This window comes from Pseudomonas sp. RC10-4-2 (genome assembly GCF_050433085.1).
Lineage (GTDB): Bacteria > Pseudomonadota > Gammaproteobacteria > Pseudomonadales > Pseudomonadaceae > Pseudomonas > Pseudomonas aeruginosa.
The window spans coordinates 1,590,476-1,612,560 of record NZ_JBNPXX010000001.1 but is presented as its reverse complement, the minus strand read 5'-3'; the positions used below and the strand labels follow the sequence as shown (position 1 = coordinate 1,612,560).

20 protein-coding genes and 1 pseudogene are annotated in these 22,085 nt (G+C 64.0%); 11 read left to right on the top strand and 10 right to left on the bottom strand.

What is annotated here, in order from left to right; all coding sequences use genetic code 11:
* Nucleotides 1-140 precede the first annotated feature (140 nt).
* Nucleotides 141-1,424, top strand: a complete 1,284-nt coding sequence (locus FHW81_RS07645) for an NAD(P)/FAD-dependent oxidoreductase (protein ID WP_003114430.1) — start codon at nt 141-143, stop codon at nt 1,422-1,424.
* Nucleotides 1,425-1,474: 50 nt separating this feature from the next.
* Here FHW81_RS07645 and FHW81_RS07640 read toward each other — a convergent pair whose 3' ends face one another.
* The 3 genes from FHW81_RS07640 to FHW81_RS07630 all read right to left on the bottom strand — a co-directional run bounded on the left by FHW81_RS07640 (nt 1,475) and on the right by FHW81_RS07630 (nt 3,873).
* A complete protein-coding gene (locus FHW81_RS07640) occupies nt 1,475-2,431 on the bottom strand; it encodes a formate/nitrite transporter family protein (RefSeq protein WP_003107204.1) in 957 nt (318 codons plus the stop codon).
* Between the two features lie 81 nt (nt 2,432-2,512).
* The gene (locus FHW81_RS07635; protein ID WP_009876701.1) at nt 2,513-3,442 is read right to left on the bottom strand and encodes a PA2778 family cysteine peptidase; all 930 of its coding nucleotides are present in this window, start codon (nt 3,440-3,442) and stop codon (nt 2,513-2,515) included.
* A 32-nt stretch (nt 3,443-3,474) separates the two neighbouring features.
* Nucleotides 3,475-3,873 (bottom strand): PA2779 family protein, encoded by a 399-nt coding sequence (locus FHW81_RS07630; protein ID WP_003090843.1) that lies wholly within the window; start codon nt 3,871-3,873, stop codon nt 3,475-3,477.
* Between the two features lie 407 nt (nt 3,874-4,280).
* Between FHW81_RS07630 and FHW81_RS07625 the strand changes: the two genes are divergently transcribed.
* A complete protein-coding gene (locus tag FHW81_RS07625) occupies nt 4,281-4,625 on the top strand; it encodes a helix-turn-helix domain-containing protein (RefSeq protein ID WP_003115217.1) in 345 nt (114 codons plus the stop codon).
* Nucleotides 4,626-4,678: 53 nt separating this feature from the next.
* Here FHW81_RS07625 and FHW81_RS07620 read toward each other — a convergent pair whose 3' ends face one another.
* Nucleotides 4,679-5,287: an NAD(P)H-dependent oxidoreductase gene (locus FHW81_RS07620; protein WP_071537008.1), complete on the bottom strand. Its 609-nt coding sequence runs from the start codon at nt 5,285-5,287 to the stop codon at nt 4,679-4,681.
* Nucleotides 5,288-5,441: 154 nt separating this feature from the next.
* On the opposite strand from FHW81_RS07620, the gene bamI reads away from it, so the two are divergent.
* The 6 genes from bamI to FHW81_RS07590 all read left to right on the top strand — a co-directional run bounded on the left by bamI (nt 5,442) and on the right by FHW81_RS07590 (nt 10,796).
* Nucleotides 5,442-6,101 carry a biofilm-associated metzincin protease inhibitor BamI gene (gene bamI / locus FHW81_RS07615; protein WP_003124476.1) on the top strand — a complete coding sequence of 220 codons (660 nt, stop codon included), beginning with the start codon at nt 5,442-5,444 and terminating at the stop codon, nt 6,099-6,101.
* A gap of 77 nt (nt 6,102-6,178) precedes the next feature.
* Nucleotides 6,179-7,978: a metalloendopeptidase Mep72 gene (gene mep72, locus FHW81_RS07610; protein ID WP_023122016.1), complete on the top strand. Its 1,800-nt coding sequence runs from the start codon at nt 6,179-6,181 to the stop codon at nt 7,976-7,978.
* A 170-nt stretch (nt 7,979-8,148) separates the two neighbouring features.
* Nucleotides 8,149-8,706, top strand: coding sequence for a DUF2975 domain-containing protein (locus FHW81_RS07605; protein ID WP_003090849.1), 558 nt, complete (start codon nt 8,149-8,151; stop codon nt 8,704-8,706).
* 8 nt (nt 8,707-8,714) lie between these two features.
* Nucleotides 8,715-8,909, top strand: coding sequence for a helix-turn-helix domain-containing protein (locus FHW81_RS07600; RefSeq protein WP_023109912.1), 195 nt, complete (start codon nt 8,715-8,717; stop codon nt 8,907-8,909).
* A gap of 114 nt (nt 8,910-9,023) precedes the next feature.
* Nucleotides 9,024-9,491 carry a GAF domain-containing protein gene (locus tag FHW81_RS07595; protein ID WP_003104034.1) on the top strand — a complete coding sequence of 156 codons (468 nt, stop codon included), beginning with the start codon at nt 9,024-9,026 and terminating at the stop codon, nt 9,489-9,491.
* 66 nt (nt 9,492-9,557) lie between these two features.
* Complete coding sequence (locus tag FHW81_RS07590) at nt 9,558-10,796, top strand: M20/M25/M40 family metallo-hydrolase (protein WP_017149136.1); 1,239 nt, start codon at nt 9,558-9,560, stop codon at nt 10,794-10,796.
* A 21-nt stretch (nt 10,797-10,817) separates the two neighbouring features.
* Here FHW81_RS07590 and mcpN read toward each other — a convergent pair whose 3' ends face one another.
* Nucleotides 10,818-12,413, bottom strand: coding sequence for a nitrate chemoreceptor McpN (gene mcpN, locus FHW81_RS07585; RefSeq protein WP_003114783.1), 1,596 nt, complete (start codon nt 12,411-12,413; stop codon nt 10,818-10,820).
* Nucleotides 12,414-12,656: 243 nt separating this feature from the next.
* Here mcpN and FHW81_RS07580 point away from each other — a divergent pair, with 243 nt between their 5' ends.
* Together FHW81_RS07580 and FHW81_RS07575 are read left to right on the top strand one after the other, a co-directional pair.
* Complete coding sequence (locus FHW81_RS07580; protein ID WP_003104038.1) at nt 12,657-13,736, top strand: hypothetical protein; 1,080 nt, start codon at nt 12,657-12,659, stop codon at nt 13,734-13,736.
* A 434-nt stretch (nt 13,737-14,170) separates the two neighbouring features.
* A complete protein-coding gene (locus FHW81_RS07575; protein WP_106120632.1) occupies nt 14,171-14,656 on the top strand; it encodes a hypothetical protein in 486 nt (161 codons plus the stop codon).
* Between the two features lie 77 nt (nt 14,657-14,733).
* On the opposite strand, the gene FHW81_RS07570 is transcribed toward FHW81_RS07575, so the two are convergent.
* The 5 genes and pseudogenes from FHW81_RS07570 to FHW81_RS07550 all read right to left on the bottom strand — a co-directional run bounded on the left by FHW81_RS07570 (nt 14,734) and on the right by FHW81_RS07550 (nt 20,758).
* Nucleotides 14,734-16,665: a right-handed parallel beta-helix repeat-containing protein gene (locus FHW81_RS07570; RefSeq protein ID WP_023088218.1), complete on the bottom strand. Its 1,932-nt coding sequence runs from the start codon at nt 16,663-16,665 to the stop codon at nt 14,734-14,736.
* 328 nt (nt 16,666-16,993) lie between these two features.
* A pseudogene (locus tag FHW81_RS07565) lies at nt 16,994-17,199 on the bottom strand (hypothetical protein).
* Nucleotides 17,200-17,292: 93 nt separating this feature from the next.
* Nucleotides 17,293-17,889, bottom strand: coding sequence for a hypothetical protein (locus tag FHW81_RS07560; protein WP_003114780.1), 597 nt, complete (start codon nt 17,887-17,889; stop codon nt 17,293-17,295).
* Nucleotides 17,890-17,969: 80 nt separating this feature from the next.
* Complete coding sequence (locus FHW81_RS07555) at nt 17,970-19,004, bottom strand: hypothetical protein (RefSeq protein WP_003090863.1); 1,035 nt, start codon at nt 19,002-19,004, stop codon at nt 17,970-17,972.
* 437 nt (nt 19,005-19,441) lie between these two features.
* Nucleotides 19,442-20,758, bottom strand: coding sequence for a sialidase family protein (locus FHW81_RS07550; RefSeq protein ID WP_003119892.1), 1,317 nt, complete (start codon nt 20,756-20,758; stop codon nt 19,442-19,444).
* Nucleotides 20,759-21,059: 301 nt separating this feature from the next.
* Between FHW81_RS07550 and dusA the strand changes: the two genes are divergently transcribed.
* Nucleotides 21,060-22,058 carry a tRNA dihydrouridine(20/20a) synthase DusA gene (gene dusA, locus FHW81_RS07545; RefSeq protein ID WP_003104050.1) on the top strand — a complete coding sequence of 333 codons (999 nt, stop codon included), beginning with the start codon at nt 21,060-21,062 and terminating at the stop codon, nt 22,056-22,058.
* The last annotated feature ends 27 nt before the right edge of the window (nt 22,059-22,085 follow it).

The window sequence follows — 22,085 nt, the reverse complement described above, 5'->3', positions numbered from 1 at the left end:
TTTTTTTTCGCTAACTCTCTGAAAAAGTGGAATTTTTATTTTCAGGGGGTCCGTTGAAAATTTTGCACGGAGGCTAGCCGGCCGATTTCGACTCGGGTAGCATCCGGGCATCCGTAAAAAATAAAAAACAGAGGTGCAAGATGCCGCACACCCCCTACCCCTCCTCCTATTACGCCGCGTCGGCCAATCCCGCGCCGCCCCGCCCGGAACTCCAGGGCGAGGTCGAAACCGACGTCTGCGTGATCGGTGCCGGCTATACCGGCCTCTCCACCGCCCTGTTCCTGTTGGAGAATGGTTTCAAGGTCACCGTACTGGAAGCCGCCAAGGTCGGCTTCGGCGCTTCCGGGCGCAACGGCGGCCAGATCGTCAACAGCTACAGCCGCGACATCGACGTGATCGAGCGCACCGTCGGCAAGCGCGAAGCGCAGTTGCTCGGCGAGATGGCCTTCGAAGGCGGGCGCATCATCCGCGAGCGCGTGGCCCGCTACGGTATCCAATGCGACCTGAAGGACGGCGGGGTGTTCGCCGCCTTCACCGAGAAGCAGATGGATCACCTGCGCGCGCAGAAACAGTTGTGGGAACGCTACGGCCACAACCAGTTGGAGATCATGGACGCCAAGCGCATCCGCGAGGTGGTGGCGACCGACAACTATATAGGTGGCATGCTTGACATGAGCGGCGGCCACATCCATCCGCTGAACCTCGCCCTCGGCGAAGCGGCGGCGGTGGAGTCGCTCGGCGGCAGAATCTACGAGCAGAGCCCGGCGACCCGCATCGAGCGCGGCGCCAGCCCGGTGGTGCATACCCCGCAAGGCAAGGTGAAGGCGAAGTTCATCGTGGTCGCCGGTAACGCCTACCTCAACGGCCTGGTCCCGGAACTGGCGGCCAAGTCGATGCCCTGCGGCACCCAGGTGATCACCACCGAGCCGCTGAACGAGGAACTGGCCCACAGCCTGCTGCCGCAGGACTACTGCGTGGAAGACTGCAATTACCTGCTCGACTACTATCGCCTCTCCGGCGACAAGCGCCTGATCTATGGTGGCGGCGTGATCTATGGCGCTCGTGATCCGGCGGACATCGAGGCGATCATCCGGCCGAAGATGCTCAAGACCTTCCCGCAACTGAAGGACGTGAAGATCGACTTCGCCTGGACCGGCAACTTCCTGCTGACCCTCTCGCGCCTGCCCCAGGTCGGCCGCATCGGCGACAACATCTACTATTCCCAGGGTTGCAGCGGCCACGGCGTGACCTACACCCACGTCGCCGGCAAGGTCCTGGCCGAAGCCCTGCGCGGCCAGGCCGAGCGCTTCGACGCTTTCGCCGGCCTGCCGCACTACCCCTTCCCCGGCGGCAAGCTGTTCCGCGTACCGTTCACCGCCATCGGCGCCTGGTACTACAGCCTGCGCGACAAGCTCGGGGTCTAGTCCGCGTCGACAGAACGGCACCCCGGGGTGCCGTTTTTTCCATCCGCGCCTCAACCTTCGCTACGGATCTGCGCATGACTGATCAGGGCGAAGATCAGGCTACCGCCGACGATGTTGCCGCCCAGGGTAGGCAGGGCGAACTTCAGCAGGAACTCGGTCCAGCCGATTTCCCCGGCGAACGCCAGGTAGCCTACCTCCGCCGAGCCCACCACGATGTGGGTGAAGCTGCCCAGCGCCATCAGGTAGGTGACCATCGCGATGATCCAGATCTTCGCGCCCTCCGCCGCCGGGATCAGCCAGACCATGGTGGCGATCATCCAGCCGGAAACGATGCCCTTGGCGAACATTTGCGCCAGGTCGTTGTGCATCACCTCGCGGCCGATCTCAAGGAACGCCGCGTCGGCCGCTTCATTGAATATCGGCAGATGCAGCACCGCCCAGGCGAACAGCAGCGTACCGACGATATTGCCGAACAGCACCACGCTCCAGAGACGCAACAGTTGCCAGGCCTTTTCCAGGGTCGGCTCGGTCATCACCGGCAACACGGCGGTCAGGGTGTTTTCGGTGAACAGTTGCTGGCGGGCGAGGATCACTGCCAGGAAGCCCATGGGATAGCCGAAGCTGCTGACGATGATCGCCCACTCCTGCTCGGGCAAGGCAGCGCGGAACAGGCCCATGCCCATCAACGAGAGGCCGATGGTCAGCCCCGCGGCTACCGCCGACCACCAGAGTGCCGCCAGCGTGCGCTGCAACTCGTGTTCGCCCTGGACGCGAATCACCTCGTGCAGGACAGCGGCGCGCGGTGGCTGCTTGTCGTCGATCTCCCGCCGCTCGTTGGCGGTCAGCGCCGTGGCCGAACGTCCGTCGGCCGGTTTCTCTTTCCGCTCCTCGCCGCGCGCACGCGGCTTGCGCGTGCCCTCCGCCGCATGCCCCTGGCGCTTGCCCGCCGCACCGCCCTTGGCCGGTTGCCGGGGGGTGGGGGGCGAAGTCCGCTTGTCGTTGGCCATGTTCTGCACCTGAGTGGGGTCCTCCCAGGTATAGAGCCGTCTCGCTGGAACGGGGTTCCGACAACCTTCGGCTCCGCCGCCTCAGCGGGGCGGTGCGCCAACGGGACAGGCCGGCAGCTCGGCGCACCGAGCCGCGGGTGCGACGGCCTGCGGCAAGGCCGCAGCGAAGCGGGCTTCCCCAGGCTGCAATGCCCGCGCGCAGGCCTGCGCCTGGCGCGCCGGCGCCGCGCAACCGCGTTCCGCCAGCAACTGGGACAGGTTGAACCAACCCGCGGCGAAATCCACGCGACGCTCGACGCTGGTGAGCATGGCCTGTTCGGCAGCGGCGGAATCGCCTGCGGCGTAGCGACTGTTGCCCAGGGCAAACCAGGCGAAGGCGTCCTCAGGCCAGCGTCGCACGGCTTCTTCGTAGGCGCGCCGGGCAACCTTGGGGTGGCCGGTTTCCTCGCTGTCACTGGCGGCCTTGAGCCACGGGACCGCCGCTGCCGTGGCCGGCAGGCGGTCACCCGGCAGGGTCAGCACCGCCCAGCGCCCCGAACGCTTCCAGGTCGACTCGAAGCTGGTGAAGTCGGTAACCCAGCGCCGGGTGATGCCCGAGCGCAGCACCAGTTCGCGGCGCTCCCGATCGAAACCGACCACCACCGCGAAGTGCCAGCGCGGCCACCAGGAGAAAGCCTGGTTCTGTAACACCAGCACCGGGTTGCCCGCCGCGACCTCCTCGAGCACGCCCTCCAGTCCGCCTTGCAGCGGATAGACCAGCATGCCGTGGCGGCGCGCCGCGGCGACCATCTCCAATTGCAGGCTGCCCTCGCGACCGGGAATGAACACCTCGTCCTTCAATTGCCCCGGCGTCAACGCCAGGCCGCGCTGGCCGAGCATCGTGGCCAGCGCGGCGGGACCGCACTGGTAGGCTTCCTGGGGGAAGAACGGCACTTCGCGCAGCTCCACCCGTGCGGGCAGCGCCGCGCTTTCCGGCGGCAGTCTCGGCGGCTGCGCGCAGCCGCCGAGCATTGCGGAGACCAGCAGTGCCCCTGCCAGCCGCCTCACCGATTGATGCATTTGATGAAGCTGAAGATATCCGTGGCGCAAAGCATGTCGGTGATGATGAAGATCACCAGGAACAACACGATGATGCCGATGATGCCGCCCGCCGGCGCCTGGTCCAGCTGCTGGTTGAACTGCGCCAGCTCGGCGTTGGTCAGGCTGTTGATGCGACTCGCCACCTGGTCGCGGGGCACGCCCATGGCCTCCAGCTTCTTCTGGACGCCCTGGTCGTCGAGCATCTTCAGCAGTTGCTGGCGATCGAGGTTGTGCTGTTGTTGCTGCATGACTTCCGCAGTACCGATCATCGCTGCCTGGGCGAGCGGAACCTCGGCGAAGGTGAGCAGGTGCAGCGCTGCCAGGACGGCAGCGACACGGCGGATGCTTGTTGTTGTTCTCATGGGAATGACCTCTGCGTGAAACCCGGCTATTAGTCCTGGAAGGCGAGGCTTGGTTCCGCAACGCCCACCTTTCCTGAGTATCGTCCCGATCGCCGTTTTCCGCCGCCTCGGCGCCGATGCCCGCCCCTCTGGCGAGACGACGACCCGCCGCCCCCAGGCGACGAAACGGCGTCCGCCTTTATGCAATTCGCATATACTCCGGCTCGCCGCGAGAAAACCGGAGCATGCGCGATCTCGGCGACATCGACGCATATCCCCGCCGCAGCCTCGTACACGGCGTCGAAACCGCGCGCCGCCCCGGACGACAGAGCCTCCGGCACGGCGAAAACTAAGGATTCCTGAGCTTCCATCTTGTCCAGATTTGCCCAACCTTGAGCGAGCGGGCCAACGGGACGGGAGTTGTATGGATGCTAGGTACCCGGCTAAAAGCCGCAAGAATCAGAGCGGGATACTCGCAGAAACAGTTGGGCATGCTGGTGGGAATGGACGAGTTTTCCGCCAGCGCACGGATGAACCAATACGAACGCGAACGGCACTCCCCCAACATGCGGACTTCCGAACAGCTGGCCATGGTCCTCCAGGTCCCCATGGCCTACCTCTATTGCCCCGAGGACGAGCTGGCCGAGCTCATCCTCAAGGTGTCCAGCCTGACACCCGAGTTCAAGAAAGAGCTGACGCGTTTCATCGAACAGTTGCTCGCGGCCCAGGGATCAACCAGCCGCCAGCCTGTACGCACAAGGAGTGAACTGTGAACAAAAGCTTGGATTCAGACTCGATAACCACCGCCATAATGGCCCTGCGTCGCCTACGCGACACGCACCCGGAGCAGTACCGGGAGCTGCTGCCGTTGTGCGCCTCGGGGCTGGTGGAGACCCTGGTCGGACAGAGCGACGGGGACGACCGCAGGAAGGCCGAGACGCAGAGCGAGACCATCGCCCGCTGGACCTGGCTGCAGTTGCTCGGCTGGGCCCAGAACAACAGCCTCAGCCAGCAGCAGATCGAAAGCCTCTACAGCATCGTCGAAGGCATCCGCAGTTGCCGGCCGCTGATGCAGGAGCGCGCCCGTCTCCTGCAACTGGCGCGAGGCTGAGGCCCCGGCGCGGCTAGAGGCCGTACCGGGTTGCCTGGAGATGAGCGAACATGCCACCGTCGGCCGGGATGTCGACACCCCATAGCCAGCGCCAGGCGTCAGCGAAGCCAGCTGGACGAACCAGGGCTTTGAGGTGGCATCGGCGAACTTCTTGAACTGCCAGGCCGGTCCGCCCATATAGGTGGGGCTGCCGTAGACGATGGCATCGGCTTCGACGAGCCGAGCAACTTCGTCCAGTTCTTCAAGCGCGAGGACGGCCAGATGCGCCGAAGCCTTCCGCCGCGAACAGCGTGGCGGCCGAACGCCAGCCTTGCCGCAGCGCACAGAGCGCACGTGACCTGGCGCCCGCAGCGCTCCGGCCTGATTCGCAGTTTCGTCACGCCGGCGCGCGGCCTGGCGCAAATGTGAACGGTTGCCGCCACGCTGGGAGAGGCTTCTTCCTAGACTCCGCGCCACGTTCACTCAGAGGAGAAACAACGTGGCCAAGACATGGATCTACGCAGCCTCGGCCGCCGCCATCGGCGGTGCGCTGATCGGCGGCTGGCTGCTCGACCCGGCTCCGCCCGAGGCATCGCCGCAGGCCCGCCAGTCCCCCGCCGCCCAGGCAGCCGCCGCCCCGACAGCGGCGCTCGCGGCGCCGGCGGCGGACGCTACCCGCATGCTCGCCCCGACCCCCGTCACGACGCCCGCGCCACGCGAGCGGGTGACGCTCTGGCAAGGCGAACTGCGCAGCCGCGAAGGCGCCCAGGGCATTCCCGAATACCTGGCGCAGGTCGAACCCGCCCTGCTCGACACGCTGGCGCTCGGCCAGGTGCTGGAAATGAGCCTGCCGGGTCGCGAGCGGCCCTTGCAGGCACGCCTCGCCAGCACCCATAACAGCGCCGGCCTGCCGGTCTGGCGCGGCGGCCTGGTGGACGGCGACGAGGCGGAAAGCCTGACCGTGGTGCGTGGCAGCCTGGAAACCCACATCAATGTCGCCACCCTCGACGGCAGCTACTCGATCATCGTCGACAACCGCAGCGGCAAGACCCGGGTGATCGACGAGAACGACATCGCCGCGCGTAGCGACCCGCACGGCGATCATGTCGACGCGCCGCTCGCCGAGCTGCCACCGATGCCGCCGCCCGCCCAGGGCTGAGCCCACCTTCCCAGCATGTTTCCCCAGCGGTGCCCTCGGGGCGCCATGGCTTCCTATTGTCCGAACACAGGCAACCCATGAAGAAATCCCTGCTCTGCTCCACCCTAGCCCTGGCGGTAGCCTCTGCCGCCCAGGCCGCGCCGAAGACCGTCGACATCATGGTCCTCTACACCACCGCGGCGACCCAGACCGCAAATGGCCGCGACATCGATGCGCGGATCGCCAGCTACATCGAGTTCGCCAACACCGCCTACGAGAAGAGCGGCGTCAACCTGCGCCTGCGTCTGGTGCACAAGCAGCGCCTGGACTGGGCCGACTACCCGACGGTGACCGGCGCCAACCTCGATCGCTTCATGCGCGACCCGCAGGTGCAGCGCCTGCGCGAGCAGTACGGCGCCGACCTGGTCAGCCTGGTCAACCGCTCGCAGAACAGCGGCAACGGCTACATCACCTGCGGCATCGGCTACATGGGCTCGGGCGATAAGAACAGCGGGCGCTTCCACGGCAACGCCAAGGACATTGCCTACAACCTCACCGGGGTCGACTGCGGGCTCAACACCTTCGCCCATGAAGCCGGCCACAACATGGGCCTGCGCCACTCCTACGAACAGGACCTGGAGTCCAGCTACTACGATCCGCGCTACGCCCACAGCGGCACCTACGAATGGAGCCGCGGCTACGGCGTGCAGGGGCGCTTCGCCACCGTGATGGCCTACCCGCATGCCTTCGGCACCAACAAGCAGGCACCGTTCTTCGCCAACCCGCGCCTGGTCAACGCCGAATGCGCCAACCAGCCCTGCGGCCGCGAAGAACACGCCGACGCCGTACGCGCGCTGAACAGCATGGCCACGCAGATCGCCGACTTTCGCCCGACCAAGGTACCCGGCACGCTCAACCCGGGCTCCGGCGGCGACACGCCGACCCCGCCGGACCTGCCATGGTGCACGAAAGCCAAGCTCGGCGGCCTGCTCGGCGATGGCGAGTTCGCCAGCATGGAAGGCTGGCGCGCATGGTCCGGCAACGCTCAGCTGAGCCTGGTGAACGTCGCCAAGGGCTGCCGCGACAATGCCTTGCTGGTCGACGTGCGTGGCTTCGATCTGCTGGTCCGCCCCATTGCCCCCCTGCGCGCCGGCAGCGGCTACCGGCTGAGCGGCAAGGTCATGCTCAAGTCCGCCAATACCCGTGAAACCGTGCGCATGGCGCTGCTCAGCGAACGCGCCGATGGCGCCCTGGCCTACAACCCGGCGCAGAGCGTCGAACTGTCGGTCAGCGGCAACGAGTTCAGTCGCCTGGAGAAGACCTTCGACTACCGTCCCGCCGCCGACCAGCGCAACCTCTACGTGGCGGTCTGGAGCGACAGCGGCGCCAGCCTGCTGGTCGACGAGATGAACCTGCAGGAAGCCCAGTCCGCGCCGCCGAGCGTACCGCCGGCGCCGAAACGCATCGCCTACGACTTCGAGAGCGGCATCGGCGGCTGGAGCGGCGTGCATGCCAGCACCCGCGCCACGCGCGTCGCCAGCGCCGGGCGGCTGGCCCTGGAAGCCTACCAGCGGCGCTACGCCGGCACCGGCGCGAGCACCAGCCTGCTGGGCAACCTGGAAGCAGGCCGGACCTACGCGTTCAGCGCGGACGTACGGGTCGGCGACGGTCGCGGCTCGCAGGCCATGACCTATGCCTACCTCTACCTGGAAAGCCAGGGTCGGCCCGGCGAATACCTGCCCCTGGGCTACAAGGTGGTCGAGAATGGCCGCTGGGCCAGCCTGCGCGGCCAGGTGCAATTGCCGAAGGGGCCGATCAAGCGTGCTGAACTGATGATCCTCAGCGGTAACCAGCAGGAGTCGATGTTCATCGACAACGTCCAGTTGCTGCAGAAGTAGGACGCTTCCCCTCCGTGCCCCCGGCAGGCACGGGGGGATTTTGCGGAGCGCTCCAGGCTGGATGCAGCGATCATGAAATTATCGTTTTACGATAATTTATTATTAAACTATGATCACTCCAATTTCCCTCGTTTCCGAGGGGCCTGCCCACCTTCCCAGGAGTACCCCCGATGACAAGCGACCGCCTGGCCGGCTACAGCCGCCTGATGGCTACCCTGACCCTGCTGTTGATCGCCGGCATGCTGCTGCTCAACGCCGCGTGCTGGATCTTCCCCGACCTCGCCAGCGAGCACGGCCTCGGCTTCGCCCTCACCGCCACCGGTGTCGCCGGCGACCTCGGCGTTGTGGCGCGGGACATGCCGCTCTGGCAGGCCCTCGGCGGCATCCTCCTGTCGAGCCTGCCGCTGCTGGTCCTGGCCAGTGGACTGCAGGCGCTGCGAAGGCTGTTCCAGCACTACGGGCGCGGCGAGTATTTCTGCGAAGACGCCGCGGCGCTGCTCGGCAAGGTCGGCCTGTGCCTGGCTTGCTGGGTGCTGGCGAACTTCCTGCTGGAACCGCTGCTGACAGTCTGGGTCACCTTCCTCCAACCCCAGGGGCAACGCATCGTCAGTCTCAGCTTCGGTTCGGCGGAACTGGTCAGCCTGTTCGCCGCCGCCTCGGTGATGGTGATCGCGCGCATCCAGCGCAAGGCCGCCCTGCTCGCCGAGGAAAACCGCCAGTTCGTCTGAGGTCCGCCATGCCCATCGAAATCAGGCTGGACGTCATGCTCGCCCTGCGCAAGGCCATCGGTATCACCGAACAAAACCTGTCGCTGCTCAAGCAGGGCAAGGTAAAGGGCATTCGCCTCGCTACCCTGGAGGCCATCTGCGCCTACCTGGCGTGCCAGCCGGGAAACCTGCTGGAGTACCTGCCCGGCCCGACCGAGGAGTGACAGCCGGGCGCTTATGCGCTCGAGCGAGGGGGAGCGCACCAAAGGGTATTTAGGCCAAGCCCCCTTTCGCCGCTACAGTCGCGGTTCATCCACCAGACATGGGCGAGGCCGGGCATGGCGAAATCCTCCGAACGATTCGAATCCCTGCGCCGGGATATCGACGCACTGGCCCGCCGGCTCGACGTGCCGTCGGTGCTGATCATGCGTTCCCTGCCCCGGCACATGCGCGTCGAGGCTTCCGCCGGACGCCTGGAGGACACCTACCCGATCGGCGCCGAAGGCCGCAAGAGCGTCCATGAAGACGGCGCCAAACCCCTCTACTGCGAACGCGTGGTCGACCGCGACGCCCCATTGCACGTGCGCGACTCGCGCCAGGAGACGGAATGGGCCGGCAACGAGGATGAAGTCGAGTTCGGCCTGAGCAACTACCTTGGCTATCCGGTTCATGCGCCCGACGGCACCCCGTACGGCACCGTCTGCGTACTCGACAGCCGACCGCGCGACTATTCGGCCGAGGAACGGGCCCTGCTGGAAGAATTGCGGCGCAAGGTCGAGGCGCTGCTGGCGGAAACCGTCTCATGACCTAAGGTCAATCGGATACCGCGGCGCACAACCGCGCCGCCTCCGCCCACCAGACGAGGACCTTCCGTGCACGCCAGCCGCCTGCCCCGCCTCTTGCCGTTCGCCCTCGCCTTCCTGCTTTCGCCCCCCGCCTTCGCTGCCGACACGCCAGCCGCCGAACTGCTGCGCCAGGCCGAAGCCGAACGCCCGGCCTACCTCGACACGCTCCGGCAACTGGTCGCGGTGGACAGCGGTACCGGCCAGGCCGAAGGCCTCGGCCAGTTGTCCGCGCTGCTCGCCGAACGCCTGCAGGCGCTCGGCGCGCAAGTCCGCAGCGCACCGGCGACGCCCTCGGCCGGCGACAACCTGGTGGCCACCCTCGATGGCACCGGCAGCAAGCGCTTCCTGCTGATGATTCACTACGACACCGTGTTCGCCGCCGGCAGCGCGGCGAAGCGTCCGTTCCGCGAGGACGCGGAGCGCGCCTACGGACCCGGCGTGGCCGACGCCAAGGGCGGCGTGGCGATGGTGCTGCATGCCCTGGCGCTGCTCAGGCAGCAAGGCTTCAGGGACTACGGACGGATCACCGTGCTGTTCAATCCCGACGAAGAGACCGGCTCCGCCGGCTCGAAGCAACTGATCGCCGAGCTGGCCCGGCAGCAGGACTACGTCTTCTCCTACGAGCCGCCGGACCGGGACGCAGTGACGGTAGCCACCAATGGCATCGACGGCCTGCTGCTCGAGGTGAAGGGTCGCTCGTCCCATGCCGGCTCGGCACCCGAGCAAGGCCGCAACGCCATTCTCGAACTGTCGCACCAGTTGCTGCGTCTCAAGGACCTCGGCGATCCGGCGAAAGGCACCACGCTGAACTGGACCCTCGCCAGGGGCGGCGAGAAGCGCAACATCATTCCCGCCGAGGCTTCGGCGGAAGCCGACATGCGCTACTCGGACCCGGCCGAGAGCGAGCGGGTACTGGCCGACGCCCGGAAGCTGACCGGCGAACGCCTGGTCGCCGATACCGAAGTCAGTCTGCGTCTCGACAAGGGTCGTCCGCCTCTGGTGAAGAACCCCGCCTCGCAGCGCCTGGCGGAAACCGCACAGACGCTCTACGGCCGAATCGGCAAGCGCATCGAGCCGATCGCCATGCGCTTCGGCACGGACGCCGGCTACGCCTACGTGCCCGGCAGCGACAAACCGGCGGTGCTGGAAACCCTCGGCGTGGTCGGCGCCGGCCTGCACAGCGAGGCGGAATACCTCGAACTATCCAGCATCGCCCCCCGCCTGTACCTGACGGTGGCGCTGATCCGCGAGCTGTCCGCCGACTAGCGCCGACGCCCGCAGCCAGCCTCAGGTACGGAAGCGACCGAGCACCACGCGCAAGCCAGCCATGTGTTCCTTGACCCTCTGGTTGGCCGAAAGCACTGCGGCGGTCCCTTCGTGGGCCTGCTCGGAGAGTCCGGAGACGTTGGTGATGTTGCGGTCGATGTCCTGGGCCACCTGGCTCTGTTCCTCGGCGGCGGTCGCGATCTGCTGGTTGAGGCCGTCCAGTTCTTCCACCGTGGCGACGATGCGCCCCAGCGCCTGGGCCGCGCTGTCGGCCTCGACGAGGTTGCTCTGGGCATGGCTGGCGCTACCGCGCATGGCGGCGACCGCATCGTTGGCGCCGTCCTGCAACTGCTCGATCAACCCCTGGATCTCCTGGGTCGACTGCTGGGTACGGTTGGCCAGCGAACGCACTTCGTCCGCCACCACGGCGAAGCCGCGCCCGGCCTCCCCGGCCCGCGCCGCCTCGATGGCGGCATTGAGCGCCAGCAGGTTGGTCTGCTCGGCGATGCTGCTGATCACCGTAAGCACCTGGCCGACACTGCCCGCATGCTGGTGCAGGGTGTTCAGCGCCAGGGCGGTCTGCTCCAGTTCCTCCGCCAACGCACCGGTCTGGCTGCTGGCGTGCTCCACCAGACGCCGTCCCTCGTGGGCCAGGGCCGCGGCGTCGCGCGTGGAGTGCGCCGCATGGTTGGCGTGGCGGGCGACCTCGGCCACGGTGGCGCTCATCTCGTTCATCGCGGTGGCCACCTGGTCCAGGTCCTGGTGCTGGCGCGCCACCTGGTCGCCGGCGCCGAGCGCCTGCTCCAGGGCCTCGGCCACGTCCTTGTCGGTCTCTGCCGCGCTGCGCTTGACGTTCGCCAGCAAACCGCTGACGTCCTGGCGCATCCGCTCGTAGCCAGCGACGATGCGGCCGATCTCGTTGTCCGCATGGCCCGCCGCCAGGGCATGGGTGAAGTTCGCCGCGCCGACCTCGGTCAGCGCCACTTCCAACCCACGCAACTGCCGCATCAGCGGCGCCAGGCCGAACTGCCGGCCGAGCACCACCAGCACCAGGATCGCCAACAGGCAACCGAAGGCGATCCACATCTGGGTGTGCTGGACACTGTCGGCGCGCGCGCTCATCAGCGAGACCAGGTTGTTCAGCTCGCCCAACAGCTCGGTGGAATACTGCGAGAAGCCGCGCAGATCGACCTGGCTGGCAGGCTGTGCCACCTGGTCGAGCATGGCCCGGTAGCGGCCCCAGATCTGCGCCACCTTCTGCCGCTGGGCGGCGATCTCCGGCGCGCCCATCCGGCTCACGTTGCGCTCGGCATTGCCCGCATCCAGATCGGCGGCCGAGCGTTCGTACTGGGCGATGGTCGCGGCCAGGGCCTTTGGGTCGCCGGCGCCGAGTCGCAATTGCAGCGCCTCGCGGGCCATCTTCTGGCTGAGCATGCGCTGCGCGCCGGCCACGTTGATGGTTTCCGGCGAGATCGACATGCTCAGGTACAACGCCACCGAGGCGCAGGCGGCCAGGCCGAACATCAGTGCATAGGACAGCAGGAACTGGGCGTTCAGGGTCTTCAACCCGAGCCCCCGTAGAATCCGATCGAACACCCTGGCGACGCTTTCGTTCATTGGTTTTTCCCCACTGGACTACAGAAACCGATAACCACCCCATCGGCCCGTCGCGCCTGGGCTTGAATCGGCACTTCGCCGACTCCATCCCCGTGCGCCTCCCTCTCCAGAGCGTGGCCCCCGGCGGACAAGGCCTGAAGACAGTTTGCCGCTGCGGCATCGGGACGCGCCCTGTAAACTCTGGCAGGTACCCGGCACGCCGCGCCGGAGACGTCATGGAACCCAACCCGCAAGGACGCCCGCGTGATCCCCGTCGCCCCTCTTCCCCTGATCGTCCCGCTCATCTACCTGTCGTCGTTCGTCGCCGGCATCTGGCTGCTGGTCTGGCTATCGCTCCTGGCCTTCAGCCCGCGCGCGCGCCAGCGCTTGCGCCGCCGCTGGCCGAGCCGCGGCCTGCTGATGCTGCTCCTGCTGATCCCGTTGGGACTGCGCGCCTGGCTGGAGATCGGTCTCTGGCAGTACGAGCGCGAACGTGCACGCGAGGAAGCCGCGCACAGCGCCGTGCTCGAGCGCCCTACCCGCCTCGGAGGAATCGAGATGCCTGCCGGCACCCGGCTGAAGCTGGAACTCAAGCACCAGCCGGAAAGCTTCCGAGAAGCCGAATTCCCCACCCCGGTGACGATCCGCGGCGTCGCCACCCGCCACCTGCAACGCTGGCTGCAGAGCGAGCAGGACAACCCGCAGGACCCATGGAAAACCACCGGCGTCCATCCCACTTCGCTGCGCCTGCGTGGCGAGGGAGTCGCCGAGATCGAAGGCTGGCGTTGCGACGCCAGCCAGGAAATCGCCTTCGCCAGCGAGCGCGACGGGCGTCCCGCCGCCTTCGAAGGCTGTAGCCTGGCGACCGGCAACCGCGCCGACGACATCGACTTCCCCGCCGGTGCGCGATTGTTCGCCAGCGATGGCATGGTCTACACCGACGGCTACCGCGACGCCGAGCGCTGGCGGGTAATGCCGGAAACCGGGCAACGGGTGTCGGTGCGCGGCATCGCGCTGAGCGGCGGCGCCCTGGCCTTCGACCGCGACCGCCGCCTGTACGGCCTCGGCGGTACGGTCCTCGCCGAGGCCTTGCAACTGGGCGCCTGGCACTACCCGGCAGGCACCGAGGTCAGCCTTTCACCCCGCGCCGCCTGGCGCGCGCAACATCCGCACGCCTGGCTGTTCAGTCCTACCCGCGAAGCCGCTTCGCATGCCTCCGGCGAGCGCCTGGAACACGGCGTCTCGCTGTTGCAGACGCTGGACGGCCAGGAACTTGAGCGCCTCGACAACCGCGCGGCAGGGGTCATCGACTTCATCGAACTGGAGATCGGCGACGAACGCTGAACCTGCGCCGCGCGGTTATCTGAGGCTCAGCCAGCAGCGCGGCGGAAAGGGCAATCAGGAAATGGACGAGGCGCATGGACCCTCCGTGGCCATCACTGCGGTATGGCTAGGCATTTTCCCGATCCTGCGGGAAAAGCGATGCCGCTTCGCTTGCCGCACAGCGAAACAGGGCTAGCCTTATCAATGTGACTTTCTCCTATGGTGGTCACCAAAGCCCCGGGGGCCGCTCATCCCTCCGGGGCTTTCCCCCCGCCTGCTGCCTCTCCCCTCCTTGATACAGCAGCCCATCGCAGTTCAACGAGGAAACCCGATGAAACTCAGCATTGTCGCCCTGGGCCTGTTGTCCATGGCAGGGGTGCTCATCTGCACCTATCTGATCCTGAAATCGCTCAGCGCCATCTGATATCGCTCGTGCACGAAGCTGTGGATCGCCCATGGGCAGATCCAGCAGTCCGCGCGTAGGATGGGCAGGCCCGCTTCCTGCCCATTTTCCGCCAGGAAAAGAGAGGAATTCCTTTCCGAGATTTCCACAGAGGTCATGGATGAAAAAAAGCCCCCTGCTGATACTGAGCGTACTCCTCGCCGCGTGCGGCCCCGACAAGCTGATTTCCGACCTGCCGTCGCCGAACGGGCAATACCACGTCGAGGTTCGGAAATGCCCGGAGAAAGGTTCGATCACCTGGGGCGAAGAAATACAGGTCTCCCTCCTCGAAACCGGGAAATCGGAAAAGTGCCATGCAGTCGTGCGGTCGCTGGCGCAATTCGACCTGCGCGCATCCGCGGACCAATTGCAACTGGAGTGGCTGTCCGATACGGAACTCAGGGCCTGGCACCCTAGCTTCGAGCCCGGGAACCAACCGAACGACTCGCGCCTGAAGCACGATGCGCCGGTGAAGATGGTCTTTGCGCCGAAGCGCTGAGCCGCTCGAAAAGCTGTCCTGGCATACCGACCATACGCCACGACAGTCGGAGGCAAGCCAAATAAAAGGTTTACGCGTCATTTCAGGACCCAGGTGCTTCCATTGCTCCATAGCTCGGCATACTGCCCATTGATCAAGGTCAGGCTGCTTCCTGTGTTGGTGTAGCTACCGTAGGTACTGCCCGTGATTCCTCCAGCCAGTGCCGTGACGTTGATGCTGCCGCTCGAACCATTCCTGATCCTGAAGACACAGCCCGAGGCAAGAGCGGCCTCCGGCAGTACGAATCCTCCGCTCCCCGTCAACTCGACCATTTGTCCGACATAATCCGTTCCTGCGATTGCTGAGGACGAGGACAAGGACACCATCGGCAGCTCGCTCCACCCTACGCCTCCTTGTACTTTCGTACGTAACGGCAAAACAGCAGGATAGCCATGTCGGTTGACGTAGACATTCCTCACCTTGGCGATTGTAGGAGCCGCCGCTATTCCCATGGTCCACACGGGTCGAATGAGCTGTTGGTTATCGTCGAAGACGGTCAGCCCATCCACTTCGAAATTGCCCTTTGGTTCAATCACTTCCATGGAGTCAGAAGAGTCCTGCCAGACTCCGCATCGATTTATGTTTCCCGTGGCCACGCCGAAGTTCACATTTCTTATCGTGACATCCCTGATGAGTACCGGCGCGTTTCTGGCGCTCCAGTTGCGGAAACGCATAGCGCTGCCAAAAGGCTCGTCGACAACTATGCCAACCAGTTGGATCAGACCCGACATAGTGTTTTTCGGAGAGAGGCCCCCTCCATATATGAAACCCACTCCGCCATTCTTCGCCCCGTATTGAGTAGCCGAACCGTCTCGTCGGGACTGGAATCCGGACACCCTGACGGAGACAGGGGAGTCCGTATTCGGGATGGTGAACTGGAGTCCGTTCCCAGCATTGCCCTCGCTCGAACAACCGATCAGGTTGATATCTTCGATGAAGTAACCGCTTCCTTCATTGGGCTCTATGTCGAAGGCCGCCCAGGGTCCATTGGCTGATGCACCAAGTCCATTGGTATTCGTGTTAGTCGCTCGGCAATTCAGCAGCGTCGCGCGCCTGGCATTGATGACCGAAAAGCCATTGCGTCCATTGAAGTTGCAAAGGACTCGGTCGATGCGTACGTCTTCGCTTGGTCGCCCCGCATCGCCGGTAACGGCCAATCCATCACCGGAGAACGCGTTGATTGTCAGGTCCTGGACCAGGACTTTTTTCGAGCCATAGATGAAAAGTCCATATCGACCTTCGCCGCTGCGTGCCTCGTTCTTCTGTCCATTGATCTGCATTCCATTGCCGAAGATGAACACATTGCTCTGTCCGGCCATGCTGATGAACGGCTGGACATCCATCGTCACCGTACCGGGCTCCTGGAGAATGACAGTCCGGCTGGTTCCGGCGATGATCTGGTCCGAACCGATAACCAATGGACCGGAGCGAACGGTCGCCGGGGGAAACATGGCCGTGTAACCGATGTGGGCCGCAGAGCCTTCGTTCGAACGGGTTTGTTGCAGAAGCTTTTGCGCTGGCGCGGTAGCGAGTTCCCCCGGCAGCCAGCCGAACCATTCGAGGCGAATACCATGGCCTTCGATTTTGCGGACAAAGCAGCCAAAGGCGGACGGCTCAGTTTCCCCCGAGCCATCCAGATAGCCAGCCAACCCCGTCTGGGCAGTGTACGCAGGAACAGTGGGGCTGATGATAGTCCCGCCGTTGTGGCGATTCCGCGCAACCGCCCCATCCCAGTAGAACCTGCCACCACCAGTGGTAATACCGGGTCTGTGGCCTTGAACGATGTACTCATGGGTGTAGCTTTGCGGAACATCTGGAAGATCGGCCAGGCTGGCTAAAACCATTGCCGATCTGCCTATAAGTGATGCGCCCTTTACGAGGTCGGTTTCGTCAATCAACGCATTCCATCGCTCATCGCTAGGGTCTCCTACTGTGGCCCCCACCATGGAACCGGTCGTGTCGTAGCTCATGCTTCCTCCTGAAAAATCCGTTTCGCACTTCACCGGGAAAAGGGCAGCCGCAATCGCCATGCTCCCTTGTCAGCAGCCTATGATATGACCGGGATCGTGACAAAGCCCCACCGCCCCAAGTCCTCTGAGCCCCATCGCACCGTGACATCAACTTCCGTCCCAATCTCGGCATCATTCCTGCGAAAACGAAGCTACGCTACACGGTTTACTGGCGGGGCCGGCTGAACGTCCACCCATTGAAATGGACAACGCACTCATTGCCCCCAGGAAAATGATGAAACGGCCCTCATGGCTTGTCGCTCTGCGGGTTGAGGGGAAGTACATCGGGCTAGACGCTGGCAAGGACATAACAAAGCGGCGCCATCCACAGCGCCAGGTTGATCGTCCATTGCAGCGCTCTTTCGCGAGCGCTTCCCAGCTTTCGCTGCTGGAGCACGAATGCCAACGCAGTGGAATGCAGCAACAGGGCGCAGGCAGGAAAGCGCTCGCGACCGCGAGGCTGAGTCCCAGGCTGATGCGGCTATACCACTTCATCGAGACCCTCCCGACGCGCCTTCCGGACCTACGCCGATCGCTCCGGAAAACGGCCCGATCCGCCTCGCCTCACCCTGCTTCAGTCAGAGCGGCTCAGGGCTTCCGGGGCTCGTTGCCGAGCAGACGATCGAGCTCGCCCATGACGCGATCGCTCTTGGCCTCTTCGAGCTTGCGCCGGGCCTCGGCGAGATTGGCCTGGGCGCGCTCCATCTCGACCATGCCGACGGCGGTGATCACCGCCTGCAATGGCACGCCCCTGCCGGTGGAGCGCATGCCATTGCGTTCGCGCTCCTGCGGCGCGCAGATGAACTGGAGGACAGCCTCATGGCTTTCGTTGGGCAGCGGGGTCCAGCCCTTGGCGAAGGTGAACTGGAGGTTCGTGGGTTGCCCGTTGTTGGAGAAGGTCTTGGCGTTGACCACCTTCACCTCTCGCGTATCGCAGCGGTACTGGTGCGCGCTGAGCAGATGGAAGGAGTCGAACAGCATGGCGATCTGCACCTGCCAGGCGTTTTCGATACCCGGCACGGGTGCCAGCGAATCGGCATCGGCCAGGAACACGTCAAGCTCGGCAGGGTCGTCGCCCTTGTGTACCACCCACCAGTCTTCGGCCCAGGCATGGCCGGATGCGGCCAGCAGCGCGGCGCACAGCCAAGTCGCGGCACTGCGGGAAACCTTGCGATATACGTTCATGTCACCTTCCTTGTGGGGAAATGCTTCCCTGCCGATCGTGGATAGGGGCGGCACCCGGCGCCCCCCTGAGCGAACACCCGCTATTTCAATGACAGCGGCACGCCCCAGACCGGGTCTTCCATGCCCTGCTTGCGCAGCGGCGTGATCTGCAGGGGCTGGAGCCTGGACAGCAGTTGCCGGTGCTTGTCGCTCAGGGCCCGCTGGGCGATCAGGGACTGGCTGAAGTCCATCGGCGCCGGCCAGGTATAGACGGTCAGGTTTTCCAATGGGCATTCGATCTTCTTCGGATCGATCGCCCGGCACTTCGACTGCTGGTACTTGTAGCCGGGGGTCTTCAGGTGCATGCGCGGGGCCAACAGCAATTGCCCGCCCTGCACGGTGAAGCTGGCCAGCGCCTTGTCGACCGGCAGGCGCGCCTGGACCTTGATCGAGGGCACGTCGCGGGAATCGGTCTGCTGGTAATAGCCGGCCTGGGAGCCCTGGGTCGTCTGCGTGTATTGCTGCTCGCCCCAGCTCACGCAGGCGCCCGAGGCCACATGCACGGCGGTGCAGACCTTCTCGGTCTTGATCTCGCTGCCATAGGTGGCATCTTTCCAGACTTCTTCCCGGTAGTACTCGCGATAGAGCTCGGGGGACAGGTACGCGGTGCCGTTGGCGCCATGGCCCGAACCGGGCGGACCGCTGCGGGCGCCGACCTGGTCGAGCAAGCCATGGATCTGGTAGTCGTCGCCGCCGGTCAGCAGGTACTTGCCGGGCGGCAGGATATGCACCTCGAAGGCCTTGAACAGATAGGTCTCGTCGGGCTTCCGCTGCAGCGCGTTGGTCTGGAACTTGCGGCCGAAGGTCACCTTCGGGTCCTTCTCGTACTCCCAGATCGCCGTTGGCGTCCACTGGGTCATGGTCAGGGCATCGCTCAGGGACTTGTGCGGCATCACGTCGGCCACCAGTACCACGGCCATGTTCCCCTTCAGCGCCTGGTCCACCAGGTCCAGCATCTGCGCGTTGCGCGGATCGTCCATGCTGCCATAGGCGCCCGAATCGAGTTCCGACACGCAACCGGAAAGGCAAAGCAGCAAGGCGGCGGAAAGGGCAAAACGCGGGCGGGGCAGTCTCATGCATCGATCCTTGATAGAGGCTGGTGCGGGTCGTCGGACGGCCCATCTTACTGGCCCCAGCCTGGATCGCAATATTTCAAATGAACTAGGTCGGCAGGGGCACACCGGCAGGGCCAGGAGCTGCCACGGCTCTCGTTGGTTCTACGCCTACGCAGACCTCCAGGCATTGGGAGCGGCGTTGTCTGGCAGGCCAGGCTCGGGAAACGTGCAGAAGAGTGGTAATCCCGCGCGCATTGAGGCCACACCAGTCTCTTCGGAGAGTTTCCAGATGTACCAGGCGTCAGCACTATATTACGGAGGTTTTGTCAGTGACTGAAAAACGGTCGCAGCCTACCCTTACCGCTGCAGTTTTTAATGGGCCGAGCAAGCTAGACCTCCTGCCCGTCCGGTAGATGCGATTCAGCAATCGCTCCGCTTGATTTCTAGTCAGTGGGCAGCTAAATCCATGCTCTGACCCGATAATACCCGGTAGCGAATCGAGTCGTGGCACTATTGTCGATTCCTCCGAAATATCCCGTGCCCCATACTGCCGCTCCAGTTCCAAGCCGAATATTCAAGCTACCCACTTCAACCTGAGCCCCACTGCCTTTATGCCCTCCATCATTGAAATAACTGGGCATGACAATGTTCCATGTTGATGGACTCGATGACCTTGCAAACTCAACGACCACCCGACGCGGCGACCTCTGGAGTCCATGACTCAGGGTATACAAACTATTTGAAGAAACAGAAAACCAGTCTGACTCAAAATCCGGGACTCCTCCCAGATACACTTCAAACTGATAAGCTCCCGACGTCGTAGAAGACGTCTCCCTGAATAGATTACCCAGTATTCTTCGACCTCCCAAAACGACTTGACTAGTATAACCGGAGGCGGCTGGCGCACTATACACAGGAACACGCTCCGTCCAGCCGGAGGAGCCTGCTACGGCTTTCGCCAGCAGGATTGTTCTGTAATAACAAAAATGAGTCGTTCTGTTCGTGTACAAAAGAACTACATGTGGTGTACCTCCCTCAGAGTAAATATAGGAGAGAGAAGGGGCTACGAGAATATCGGTAGAGTCACCATTTTGTGCAGTCACATTACCCTGATCAGTCCATGTGCCGCCGTCGTCCAGACTTATAAACTGACGTAACGCTCCTCCGGCACCAGATCCTACTCTGGCTACAGCCAGAATTACGCCATCTCCCACAGGAAGGTAAGAAGTCTCATTGTATGGTGTGTTCCCGCTGTAGATCGTGCTTCCTTCGCCCCAAGTTTCTCCGCCATCAGAAGACTCTAGCCATTTCAGTTCATAATTGACTCCCGTCGCCGCGTAAAGAGGAATCACATAGCGTGCCCCTACTTGAAAACTTTTTCCATGAGCAAAATTATAATCCGCCCCACCTCTAGCCAATGTGAATTTATGTACCCATGTCACACCTGAATCATCAGATACATAGACCTTCACCTCTCCTGTTTCATAAACCGTCGAGGCCGCGACGATCCTTCCGCTAGGCATCGTCCCACCAGCTACATCTCGAAAATCCTGTCCTCCCGCCTGGGCAACTATGGTAGGCGCACTCCAAATACCACCCTCCAGTTTACTGAAAACAACACGCCCATCACTACCACCTACATGCTCTGTTGCCCGCCTATATATTAGGTACAAACTTCCATCTGACAATATATCCATTTGGCCAAAATGATCATAATATGATTCATACAGAGCCTTTCCCACTAGCCGATGCGGAATATCAAAATAAGTATTCATCCTTCACTCCTTCGGTCAAATTAGGCCAACACACTCGCCCCACTCAACAGCTCTACCCTACAAACCTTGACTACCCGGCCAACTATAAAATTCTTCAAAAATAAATATTGAAAAAAATTTCTGATGAAAAACTCATGAATGAATACAGGTGCCGGACCGACGGCAGACTTATAATCATCTCGGCATCCCACCAGCCCCGGCTCTTGCACGCATTCACACTAGCACGCTCATCCCGCCCCTCCTCCACCTCCATCCCTGATAAAATCCCTCGCCCTGCTCCGCTCCCCCTACCGAAGTCCCGATGCGCCCAGAACCGACCAACGCCCCCGCCGCCCTCTCACGCCGCTTCTCCGTTGCGCCGATGATGGACTGGACCGATCGCCACTGCCGCTTCTTCCTGCGCCAGTTGTCCCGTCACACCTTGCTCTACACCGAGATGGTCACCACCGGCGCGTTGCTGCACGGCGATCGCCAGCGCTTCCTCCGCTACGACGAATGCGAGCACCCACTGGCGCTGCAACTGGGCGGCAGTGTGCCGGCGGAACTGGCGGCCTGCGCGCGGCTGGCGGAAGAGGCCGGCTACGACGAGGTCAACCTCAACGTCGGCTGCCCCAGCGACCGGGTCCAGCACAACATGATCGGCGCCTGCCTGATGGGGCATCCGGCGCTGGTGGCGGACTGCGTGAAGGCAATGCTGGATGCGGTGGAGATAGCGGTGACGGTGAAGCACCGCATCGGTATCAACGGGCGCGACAGCTATGCCGAGCTCTGCGATTTCGTCGGCCAGGTGCGCGAGGCCGGCTGCCGGAGCTTCACGGTGCATGCACGGATCGCCATCCTCGAAGGGCTCTCGCCCAAGGAAAACCGCGAGGTGCCGCCGCTGCGCTACGAGGTCGCGGCGCAATTGAAGAAGGACTTCCCGGACCTGGAGATCGTCCTCAACGGCGGCATCAAGACCCTCGAAGCCTGCCGCGAGCACCTGCAGACCTTCGACGGCGTGATGCTCGGTCGCGAGGCCTACCACAACCCCTACCTGCTGGCCGCGGTGGACAGCCAGTTGTTCGGCAGCGAAGCGCCGCCGCTCAGTCGCAGCGAGGCCTTGCTCCGTCTGCGTCCGTACATCGAGCGACACCAGGCCGAAGGCGGCGCGATGCATCACGTGACCCGCCATATCCTCGGCCTGGCCCAGGGCTTCCCCGGCTCCCGGCGATTCCGCCAGTTGCTCTCGGTGGACGTGCACAAGGCCGCCGATCCGCTGCGGGTTTTCGACCAGGCGCTGGAACTTCTGGCGGGGCGATAGCTCCCATTGAGCCGCGCCTGCGGCTCG

Excerpts from the sequence above, each read along its gene's own strand:
- FHW81_RS07645 (WP_003114430.1), top strand. The coding sequence starts at position 141 with ATGCCGCACACCCCCTACCCCTCCTCCTATTACGCCGCGTCGGCCAAT.
- FHW81_RS07595 (WP_003104034.1), top strand. The coding sequence starts at position 9,024 with ATGGCGAAATCCTCCGAACGATTCGAATCCCTGCGCCGGGATATCGAC.
- FHW81_RS07630 (WP_003090843.1), bottom strand. The coding sequence starts at position 3,873 with ATGAGAACAACAACAAGCATCCGCCGTGTCGCTGCCGTCCTGGCAGCG.
- FHW81_RS07575 (WP_106120632.1), top strand. The coding sequence starts at position 14,171 with ATGGGCAGATCCAGCAGTCCGCGCGTAGGATGGGCAGGCCCGCTTCCT.
- FHW81_RS07605 (WP_003090849.1), top strand. The coding sequence starts at position 8,149 with ATGACAAGCGACCGCCTGGCCGGCTACAGCCGCCTGATGGCTACCCTG.
- FHW81_RS07640 (WP_003107204.1), bottom strand. The coding sequence starts at position 2,431 with ATGGCCAACGACAAGCGGACTTCGCCCCCCACCCCCCGGCAACCGGCC.
- dusA (WP_003104050.1), top strand. The coding sequence starts at position 21,060 with ATGCGCCCAGAACCGACCAACGCCCCCGCCGCCCTCTCACGCCGCTTC.
- FHW81_RS07600 (WP_023109912.1), top strand. The coding sequence starts at position 8,715 with ATGCCCATCGAAATCAGGCTGGACGTCATGCTCGCCCTGCGCAAGGCC.
- mcpN (WP_003114783.1), bottom strand. The coding sequence starts at position 12,413 with ATGAACGAAAGCGTCGCCAGGGTGTTCGATCGGATTCTACGGGGGCTC.
- FHW81_RS07635 (WP_009876701.1), bottom strand. The coding sequence starts at position 3,442 with ATGCTCGGCGGCTGCGCGCAGCCGCCGAGACTGCCGCCGGAAAGCGCG.
- FHW81_RS07550 (WP_003119892.1), bottom strand. The coding sequence starts at position 20,758 with ATGAATACTTATTTTGATATTCCGCATCGGCTAGTGGGAAAGGCTCTG.
- FHW81_RS07570 (WP_023088218.1), bottom strand. The coding sequence starts at position 16,665 with ATGAGCTACGACACGACCGGTTCCATGGTGGGGGCCACAGTAGGAGAC.
- mep72 (WP_023122016.1), top strand. The coding sequence starts at position 6,179 with ATGAAGAAATCCCTGCTCTGCTCCACCCTAGCCCTGGCGGTAGCCTCT.
- FHW81_RS07555 (WP_003090863.1), bottom strand. The coding sequence starts at position 19,004 with ATGAGACTGCCCCGCCCGCGTTTTGCCCTTTCCGCCGCCTTGCTGCTT.
- FHW81_RS07625 (WP_003115217.1), top strand. The coding sequence starts at position 4,281 with ATGCTAGGTACCCGGCTAAAAGCCGCAAGAATCAGAGCGGGATACTCG.
- FHW81_RS07560 (WP_003114780.1), bottom strand. The coding sequence starts at position 17,889 with ATGAACGTATATCGCAAGGTTTCCCGCAGTGCCGCGACTTGGCTGTGC.